Raw genomic sequence first — 9019 nt, 5'->3', positions numbered from 1 at the left:
GGGCCGAGCAGGCCGGTGATCTGGTCGCGGTCGTGTGATTGCGGGTCGCTCTCGAACGGTTCGCTATCGGGCTCGCTCGCCGGATGCATCAGCGGCCGCTCCATGATCGGTGCGACAGCGTTGATGATGTCGGCGGCTTCGGTGACGAGCGTTGCGCCCTGCTTGATCAGATCGTTGGTGCCGGCGGCGCGCGGGTCGAGCGGCGAGCCGGGCACCGCGAATACCTCGCGGCCCTGTTCGGCCGCCATGCGCGCGGTGATCAGCGAGCCCGAGCGGTGCGCCGCCTCGACCACGACCACGCCGAGGGCTGCGCCCGAGATCAGCCGGTTGCGGCGGGGGAAGTCGCGGGCGCGCGGCTCGTGGCCGAGCGGCATCTCGGAAATCGCAGCGCCCGCGTGATCGAGGATCGAGGCGAGCAGGTCGCCATGCTCGGACGGATAGATGCAATCATGTCCGCCGGCGAGCACCGCGATGGTGCCGCTCTCGACACTGGCGCGGTGTGCGGCCTGATCGACGCCGCGGGCGAGCCCCGAGATGACGATGAAGCCAGCTTCGCCAAGCTCACGGGCCAACTGACCGGCGAATTTCAGTCCCGCGCCAGAGGCATTGCGCGAGCCGAGATCGCGATCATCGGACGCATCGGCGTCGTGGTGTCGCCGCGTACGGCGAGCAGCGGCGGCGGATCGTCGAGCGTGGCGAGCCGCGATGGATAGCCGTCCTCACCGGGCGCGAGCCAAGCTATGCCGAACTTGCGGCTCGCGGCGAGCTCGGCCTTCGCCTCGTCCACGCTACAGATGCGCCCCGATCGCTGAGCGCCGCCGCGGCGCGCCAGATCCGGCAGGCGCTCCAGTGCGGCGCGCGGGCTGCCGAAATGATCGACCAGCGATTTGAAGGTGCGCGGCCCGACATTGTCGGAGCGGATCAACCGCAGGCGGTCGAACCGTTCAGCCTCGGTCAGCTCAACGCTCGGATTGATGGCGTCCACGGCGTCTCCTTGTGGGAGCAGCATGGAACAACCTGAGGGCGTGGGCAACAGTGGCGTGTGGTTGTTTCTATCGCCCCAATCATGGGCGGAGGAGGAATGGAGCAACGCGCTGCCTCATTCCTCAAGGCTTTTGCTATTCGATGACCTCGTCCGCGCGCACCTGCAACGACTGCGATATCTCGAGGCCGAGCGCCTTGGCGGTCTTCAAGTTGATGACCGTCTTAAACAGCGTCGGCTGCTCGATGGGGATGTCGGCCGGGTTCGCGCCCTTCAATATCTTGTCAACGAAAACAGTGGCGCGGCGAAACATGGAGGTGAAGTCTACCCCGTACCCTACCAGTGCGCCCCCCCGGGACGCGACGATGGGTGCGGCAATCGATGGCACGCGGCACTTGTCGACAATCGCCGCGACCAACGCCGAATTGGTGACAAACGCATTGGCGTCCGTGATGACGAGACCGTCCATGGCGGTGGAGCCGAARATTGATAGCGCGTTGTCGAGGTCGCCGGGGACGTCAAGCTCGATCGGTCGCAGCTCAACCTTCATTGCCCGCGCGGCGTTCGTCATGGCACTCATGGTGCCGTTGTTCAGGGGGTTGCCTCGCTGCATGAGCACCCCTGCGCGGGTCATCGAGGGAGCTATGCTCGCAAGAACCTCTAACCGCTTYGCAGCTAGTTCTGTAAGGAAAAAGGTCTGTCCCGTAATGTTGCCACCGGGATGAGCCATGCTGGCTGCAAGGCCCAAGGTCACCAGATCGGGACCCACGATCATCACGGTTGGAATTGTGGTCGTCGCACGGTGCGCGGCAAGAACCCCGGGAAATGTGGCTGTCACGAGAACGTCGACGCCGAGGGCGACCAGTTCAGCAGCCAGCGCCGGAAGCCGGTTATCGTCGCCGTCGGCGTCGCGATATTCAACGTGGACGTTCTCGCCCTCAACCCAACCGAGACCGCGAAGCGCAACGAGGAACGCGTCGACCTCCGAATTTCGCGGTGGGGGGAGGAAAAGGCCGATCCGCGAGACGCGCTTCACTTGCTGAGCGCGTGCGGCCGTTGCCCACGCCAACGCCCCGCCAGCCAAAGTGATGAATCCGCGTCGTTTCATAGCACCGCTAAATCGCTTATCCTCTGGCAGAGAGTAAGCATTTTTCGACATTGGTCCAGCCGCGTCAATGAACAGGTTGGGTCAGAAGGCGCACAGCCTAAGCCGAGACGGCGTGAGCGTCCAACAGTCCGGCAATTCGAATCTCATCGCCTTGATTGTCGGGGCAATTTAGAACTAACGCAAAGGTTGCGGCGTTTCCGCGTTAGTGCCACGCGGCCCGACATTGTCAGAGCGGATCAGCCGCAGGCGGTCGATCCGCTCAGCCTCGGTCAGCTCAACGCTCGGATTGATGGCGTCCACGGCGTCTCCTTATGGAGGCAACATGGAACAACCTGAGGGCGTGGGCAACAGCTGCGTGCGCTTGATCGGGCTTCAAGGGCGCTGCCGGAAGACCCGACGTGGTCGACGGGTCTTCCGCAAGGTCGTCTTATCAACGCGCGTGCGCCGCCTGAGCGACAGCGACGCCGCTCCGCGAGACGCGAGCGTCAAGGCTGAGCGCACCGGCACCGAAGGCAAAGATCTGGAGCAGGCCGCCTGCCATCATCACGTTCTTGAGGAAATGGATCATCTGATTCTGGTCGGCAAAGTTGTTGTGGAACGAGACTGCCGCGGCCAGCGAGAATATGGCGAGCGCCAGCGCGACCGAGCGGGCTTGATAGCCCGCGATCAGCAGGAGACCGCCACCGAGCTCGACGAGAACTGCGATCGCATATGCCAACGGGGGCACCGGCAATCCCGCAGCGGCGATGTAAGCGGTCGTCGCACCATAAGCGGTGAGCTTGCTGAAGCCACTCATTGCAAACGGGAGGCCGATCAGCAGGCGGCCAACGAGGGAAGCATAACGGGTCGTATCCATGGTCATCGCTCCTGTGCTTGGTTGAGGTCCGACGGCGGTGACGCACCAGGCGTTTGTGGTTCGTAGAGAGTGCGCGCCGCAGGGCCCTGCGTCGTGACCTCACACTGGCTCGATTGAATCGCGATAAAAATAGAAATAATTGAAAGATACTGTTTCCATTTTTGATCTCATCCGCGCGGCGCCCGCGGACGCGGATGCTCTGGTCGAGCCGCTGGTCCCGGTCGACTGCACGCATGGATCGACCGCGTCCACGTGCGCTTGCGCGACCTCGTCCCGATGCTAAAAGCGATGGCAATAAGAAGGGTATTGCCATGATCTCACTCGCCGACCTCCAGCGCCGCATCGAAGCGGGCGAGCTTTCGCCCGATGACGCCATCGCCCAGTCGCACGCGGCGATCGAGGCCAGGGAGAAGGACGTCCACGCCTTCGTCCGTCACGACAAATCCGCGAAGGCGCAAGCCTCCGGCCCGCTGCGCGGCATCGCCGTCGGCATCAAGGACATCATCGACACCGCCAACATGCCGACCGAGATGGGCTCGGAGATCTATCGCGGCTGGCAGCCGCGCTCGGACGCGCCGGTCGTGATGATGCTGAAGCGGGCAGGCGCCACCATCATCGGCAAGACCACCACCACGGCGTTCGCCTCGCGCGATCCGACCCCGACGCTCAATCCGCACAATCTCGGCCATACGCCGGGCGGCTCGTCCTCGGGCTCGGCTGCGGCCGTCGGCGCCGGCATGATTCCGCTGGCGCTCGGCACCCAGACCGGCGGATCGGTGATCCGGCCCGCCGCCTATTGCGGGGCTGCCGCGATCAAGCCGTCGTTCCGGATGCTGCCGACCATCGGCGTGAAGTGCTATTCGTGGGCGCTCGACACGGTCGGCCTGTTCGGCAGCCGTGCGGAGGATCTTGCGCGCGGACTGCTGGCGATCACCGGCCGCACTGAATTCGATGGCATCGCCGCGGCCAAGGCGCCGCGCATCGGCGTGGTGAGGCAGGAGTTTGCCGAGGCCGTGGAGCCGGCGGCGGAAGAGGGCTTGCAGGCTGCGATCAAGGCGGCCGAGAAGGCCGGCGCCAGTGTCAAGACCATCGATCTGCCGGAGTCGGTGCAGGAAGCCTGGCGCATCCATCCGATCATCCAGGATTTCGAGGCGCATCGCGCGTTGGCGTGGGAGTTTTCGGAGCATCATGACGAGATCGCGCCGATGCTGCGTGCCAGCCTCGATGACACCGTCGGCTTGACGCCGAAGCAGTATGACGACGCGCGTCGGATCGCCCGCCGTGGCCGCCGCGAGCTCGGCGAGCTGTTCGAGGGTTTTGACGTGCTGCTGACCTATTCGGCGCCGGGCACCGCGCCGGCCAAGGAGCTCGCCTCGACCGGCTCGCCCCGCTACAACCGGCTCTGGACGCTGATGGGCAATCCTTGCGTCAACGTGCCGGTGCTGAAGGTCGGCGGCCTGCCGATCGGCGTCCAGGTGATCGCGCGCTTCGGCAACGATCCGGGCGCGCTTGCGGCGGCATGGTTCCTGGAGGACGCGCTGGCGAAATCAGGCTAGCGCCGGCTCAGCGGCGGGCAGCGCGCGTTCGGCCTCGGTGCCTGTCGCGCCTTGTCCGAGCCAGCGCTCGGCGGCCTCGCGGCCACTCCGGTGCAGCGTACGAATGAAGCCGCGGCCGAGATCGGTGGATGAGCGCTGCGCCAGGCCCTCAATGGAGTCTTCGGCCGCGATCCTGGAGAGCCGCAGCGAAGGTGCGGCGGTGGCTCGCGCCCATTCCAGTGCCGCGATCTCGGCGTTGAGGGCGGCGTTGGCTGCGATCTGGTCGAGCCTGCGGTCGATCGCGGCGAGCGTGATCGGCACGTAGCTGTCGCGCGTGGGCGTGACCTGGACGAGCAGCAGATCGGAGGCTGTCGATTCCTGCGCCAGGCGCACCAGCGGCGGATTGCCGCCAATGCCGCCATCCCAATAGGCCTCGCCGTCGATCTCGACGGCGCAGTGAACCAAAGGCGGGCAGGTCGAGGCCAGCGCGACGTCGGCGGTAATGCAATCGTTGCGGAAGATCTGCTGCTGCCCATCGCGGATCCGCGTCGCGGCGATCAGCAGTTTTGGGCAGGCCGCGTCGCGCAAGGCGGCAAAATCGATGTCGCGCGATAGCGCCAGCCGCAGCGGATCGAGATCGAACGGATCGAACTGGCCGGAGCGCAGCGTCGGACCGAACGCGACCGAGCTTCCCGCCGGCGAGAATCCGCCGACCAGCATCAAGGAGCGGAACGAGGCCTCGTGCATCAGGCGGGCCCAGAACCGGTTCAACCGCGAATGGGCGCCTTCGCGTCCGCCTTCGGCAAGGCCGGAGGCGACCAGCAGCGCATTGATGGCGCCGGCACTGGCGCCGCTGATGGTGTCGATCTGGATGGTCGGGTGTTCCAGCAACCGCTCCAGCACGCCCCAGGTGAAGGCCGCAAAAGTGCCGCCGCCCTGAAGGGCCAGCGACACTCTTTGCGGCGGCCATTGGCTGGAGCGCGGCTGCACGGGCGCGACCGGCGCGGCAATGGTCACGATCTCGACTGGCGCGGCGGCTTGCGCGACGGGCGCAGGCCGGGTCACTGGCGGGGGTACGGGAGCAGGCTCGGGCGCGGGCAGCGGCGAGGGCGCATCGGACCAGACATTGGTCATCGAGAGCAGCCGGCTTGCTGCGGTGCTGGAAGCACCGTGCGAACCAGGCCCGTCATGCGCGCCGACAATCTTCTCGCTCATTCTGAGCTACCGCGTAACGCCATTTCCGCTGTCAGGATGACAGGCGTGGAACTCGTTCGCCACTCCGGCCGCGAGCAGCTTCCAAGTTGCGAACAGGAATTGGCACATAATGCGGAGGCGGTGCGGCGATATCCGTACTTTTTCCGGCCTTGGATTTTGTTTTGACGCGTTTTCTTGACGCGAACCGGTATCCACTTCGCTCGAAAACGCTCTAGGCCTTCTCGCCGATCCGGCTTTCCTTGCCGGATTGCAGTCGCTTGATGTTCTCGCGATGCGCGTAGAACAAGAGCAGCGTCAGCGCGGCGAACAGCGATGCAAGCGCGAGGTGCCCGAACCACCACAGGAAGATCGGGGTGATGAATGCCGCCACCAGCGCGGACAGCGAGGAGTAGCGGGTGGTGAAGGCGGTGGCGAGCCAAAGCAGGCAGAACACGATTGCGCCGGGCCAGAACAGGCCGAGCAGGATGCCGATATAGACGGCGACGCCCTTGCCGCCTTTGAACTTCAGCCAGACCGGGAAGAGATGGCCGAGGAAGGCGCCGAGCCCGGCCACCATGGCGGCATTGGGTCCCGCGATGTAGCCGGCGATCACCACCGCGACCGTGCCCTTGAGYGCGTCGAGCAGCAGGGTGCCCGCGGCAAGGCTCTTGCGGCCCGTGCGCAGCACGTTGGTGGCGCCGATGCTGCCGGAGCCGATCGAGCGAATATCCTGCGTGCCGGCGAGTTTGGTCAGGACCAGCCCGAACGGAATCGAGCCGAGCAGGTAGCCGATGACGAAGGCCACCGGCAGGAAGGCTTCAAGCCCCATGGCCGCATCTCCATGCTGAACTGCGACGCCACGCATGAATCTGCCCGTCAGACATGTTCGTAGACCGTCCGTCCGCCGACAATGGTGCGCACCACGCGGCCTGTAAAGCGGGCCTCGTCGAACGGGGTGTTCTTGCAGGGCGATTTGAGGTCGGCGGGATCGACCACCCAGGGGACGTCGGGGTCGATCACGATGACGTCGGCCGGGCTGCCGGCGCGTAGGGTTCCACCCGGCAGACCCAGGATCTCGGCCGGCCGCGTCGACATGGCCCGGATCAGCGTCTTGAGGTCGAGTTCCTCATTGTGCACGAGGCGGAGGCCCGCCGGCAGCATGGTCTCGAGCCCGATGGCCCCGGGTGCGGCTTCCGCGAACGGCAGGCGCTTGACCTCGACGTCCTGCGGATTGTGGTCGGACATGATGACGTCGACGAGGCCGGAGGCGACCGCTGCGACCAGCGCGCGGCGGTCGTCCTCGGTCCGCAGCGGCGGCGACAGCTTCAGGAAGGAACGGTAGGGGCCGATGTCGTTCTCGTTCAGCGCAAGATGATTGATCGAGACGGAGGCGGTCACGGCGAGGCCGGCGTCGCGGGCGCGCTTGAGGACGTCGAGCGAGTCGATACAGGTCAGCGACGCCGCGTGATAGCGCCCGCCGGTGAGCGCGACGAGACGCATGTCGCGCTCGAGCATCACGGCCTCCGCCGCGTTCGGGATGCCCATCAGGCCGAGCCGCGAGGCGAACTCGCCCTCGTTCATCACGCCTTCGCCGACGAGATCGGGATCCTCGGTGTAATGCACGATCAGCGCGTCGAAATCGCGCGCGTAGGTCAGCGCGCGGCGCATCACCTGCGCGTTGATCACGCTCTTGTCGCTGTCGCTGAAGGCGATCGCGCCGGCGGCCTTGAGGAGGCCGAACTCGGTCATCTCCTCGCCGTGCATTCCCTTGGTGAGCGCCGCCATCGGCTGGATGTTGACGATCGCGGTGTCGCGGGCGCGGCGCATCACGAAGTCGACGGTCGCCGAATTATCGATCACCGGAGACGTGTCGGCCTGGCAGATGATGGTGGTGATGCCGCCGGTCGCAGCCGCCTGGCTCGCGGAGGCAAAGGTCTCGCGGTGGCTGAAGCCGGGCTCGCCGACGAAGGCGCGCATGTCGACCAGGCCGGGGGCCACGATCTTGCCGGCGCAGTTGACGACGTCGGTGCCCTCGGGGACGCCGGCAGCGCCAATGCCGCGGCGGGTCTCGCGGATGATTCCGTCGGCAATCAGGACATCGCCGGGGCCGTCGAAATCCCTGGAGGGATCGACGACGCGGGCGTTGGCAAGCAGGATGGGACGGCGGTCAGTCAGCATGAGCATCACGCGTTCGGCAAGTTGCGGGCGAGCGCTTCGAGCACGGCCATCCGTACCGCCACGCCCATCTCGACCTGTTCGCGGATCAGCGATTGCGCGCCGTCGGCGACCGCGGTGTCGATCTCGACGCCGCGGTTCATCGGACCGGGATGCATGACGAGCGCGTCCGGCTTGGCATAAGCGAGCTTTTTCTGGTCCAGCCCGAAATAGTTGAAATATTCGGAAGTCGACGGCACGAAGGAGCCGTTCATGCGCTCGCGCTGGAGCCGCAGCATCATGACGATATCGGCGCCGTTGAGCCCTTCGCGCATGTCGCGCGCAACCTCGACCCCCATCCGCTCGATGCCGGGTGGCAGCAGCGTGGAGGGGCCGACGACGCGGACGCGGGCGCCCATGGTGTTGAGCAGGATGATGTTGGAACGGGCCACACGCGAATGCAGCACGTCGCCGCAGATCGCGACCACGAGGCCCTCGATCCGGCCCTTGTTGCGGCGAATGGTCAGCGCGTCGAGCAGCGCCTGCGTCGGATGCTCGTGCGCGCCGTCGCCGGCATTGATCACGGAACCGTCGACCTTGCGCGCCAGCAGTTCCACCGCGCCGGAGGCGTGATGGCGCACCACCAGGATATCTGGATGCATGGCGTTGAGCGTCATCGCGGTGTCGACCAGCGTCTCGCCCTTCTTGATGGACGAGGAGGAGACCGACATGTTCATGACGTCCGCGCCCAGCCGCTTGCCGGCGAGCTCGAACGAGGACTGGGTTCGGGTGGAGGCCTCGAAGAAGAGGTTCACCTGCGTCCGTCCACGCAGGACGGTGCGCTTCTTGTCAACCTGGCGGTTGAGCTCGACATATTCTTCGGACAGGTCGAGGAGGCCGGTGATGTCGGCCGCGGAAAGGCCCTCGATGCCCAGCAAATGCCGGTGGCCGAGGACGAAGGTCGATTTCGATGTCATTAAAACGAGAGCTATAGGCGGGGATGGCGGGGGGAGCAAGGGCCAATGCCGGGGCGGGAAGTTATCCCCTGATCTGTCAGGTTCGTCGCTCTGGCGTGGCCTGTCGCCAATATCTCCGTCATGCCCGGGCTTGTCCCGGGCATCCACGATCTTCTATCGCATTTGAGGCAAAAGGACGTGGATGGCCGGGACGAGCCCGGCCATGACGATGGG

General features: G+C 65.8%; 7 protein-coding genes and 2 pseudogenes. 1 reads left to right on the top strand and 8 read right to left on the bottom strand.

Features of this window, described 5'->3' with window-relative positions:
- The 4 genes and pseudogenes from dprA to AB4Z51_RS14720 form a co-directional block, all read right to left on the bottom strand.
- Positions 1 to 1009 (bottom strand): annotated as a pseudogene (gene dprA / locus AB4Z51_RS14735) (DNA-processing protein DprA); the annotation flags it as partial.
- A gap of 109 nt (positions 1010 to 1118) precedes the next feature.
- The gene (locus tag AB4Z51_RS14730) at positions 1119 to 2141 is read right to left on the bottom strand and encodes an ABC transporter substrate-binding protein (protein WP_441497592.1); all 1023 of its coding nucleotides are present in this window, start codon (positions 2139 to 2141) and stop codon (positions 1119 to 1121) included.
- A 159-nt stretch (positions 2142 to 2300) separates the two neighbouring features.
- Positions 2301 to 2390: pseudogene (locus AB4Z51_RS14725) on the bottom strand (hypothetical protein); the annotation flags it as partial.
- A 130-nt stretch (positions 2391 to 2520) separates the two neighbouring features.
- Entirely contained in the window at positions 2521 to 2946 is a 426-nt protein-coding gene (locus AB4Z51_RS14720; RefSeq protein WP_063982811.1) for a DoxX family protein, read from the bottom strand.
- Between the two features lie 311 nt (positions 2947 to 3257).
- Here AB4Z51_RS14720 and AB4Z51_RS14715 point away from each other — a divergent pair, with 311 nt between their 5' ends.
- On the top strand, positions 3258 to 4502 hold the full coding sequence (locus AB4Z51_RS14715) for an amidase (RefSeq protein ID WP_354117960.1): 1245 nt from the start codon (positions 3258 to 3260) through the stop codon (positions 4500 to 4502).
- On the opposite strand, the gene AB4Z51_RS14710 is transcribed toward AB4Z51_RS14715, so the two are convergent.
- From AB4Z51_RS14710 to AB4Z51_RS14695, 4 genes are all read right to left on the bottom strand, one after another.
- Positions 4494 to 5696 carry a patatin-like phospholipase family protein gene (locus AB4Z51_RS14710; RefSeq protein WP_135215727.1) on the bottom strand — a complete coding sequence of 401 codons (1203 nt, stop codon included), beginning with the start codon at positions 5694 to 5696 and terminating at the stop codon, positions 4494 to 4496. The genes AB4Z51_RS14715 and AB4Z51_RS14710 overlap by 9 nt on opposite strands.
- Before the next feature lie 211 nt (positions 5697 to 5907).
- Entirely contained in the window at positions 5908 to 6504 is a 597-nt protein-coding gene (gene plsY, locus AB4Z51_RS14705) for a glycerol-3-phosphate 1-O-acyltransferase PlsY (RefSeq protein WP_063986317.1), read from the bottom strand.
- Positions 6505 to 6551: 47 nt separating this feature from the next.
- Positions 6552 to 7853 carry a dihydroorotase gene (locus AB4Z51_RS14700; protein WP_135215743.1) on the bottom strand — a complete coding sequence of 434 codons (1302 nt, stop codon included), beginning with the start codon at positions 7851 to 7853 and terminating at the stop codon, positions 6552 to 6554.
- Positions 7854 to 7858: 5 nt separating this feature from the next.
- Positions 7859 to 8806 (bottom strand): aspartate carbamoyltransferase catalytic subunit, encoded by a 948-nt coding sequence (locus AB4Z51_RS14695; protein WP_014494716.1) that lies wholly within the window; start codon positions 8804 to 8806, stop codon positions 7859 to 7861.
- Between the last annotated feature and the right edge of the window lie 213 nt (positions 8807 to 9019).

It is taken from the genome of Bradyrhizobium sp. 2TAF36 (genome assembly GCF_052114925.1).
Lineage (GTDB): Bacteria > Pseudomonadota > Alphaproteobacteria > Rhizobiales > Xanthobacteraceae > Bradyrhizobium > Bradyrhizobium barranii.
This window is presented reverse-complemented; position numbering and strand designations above follow the sequence as displayed.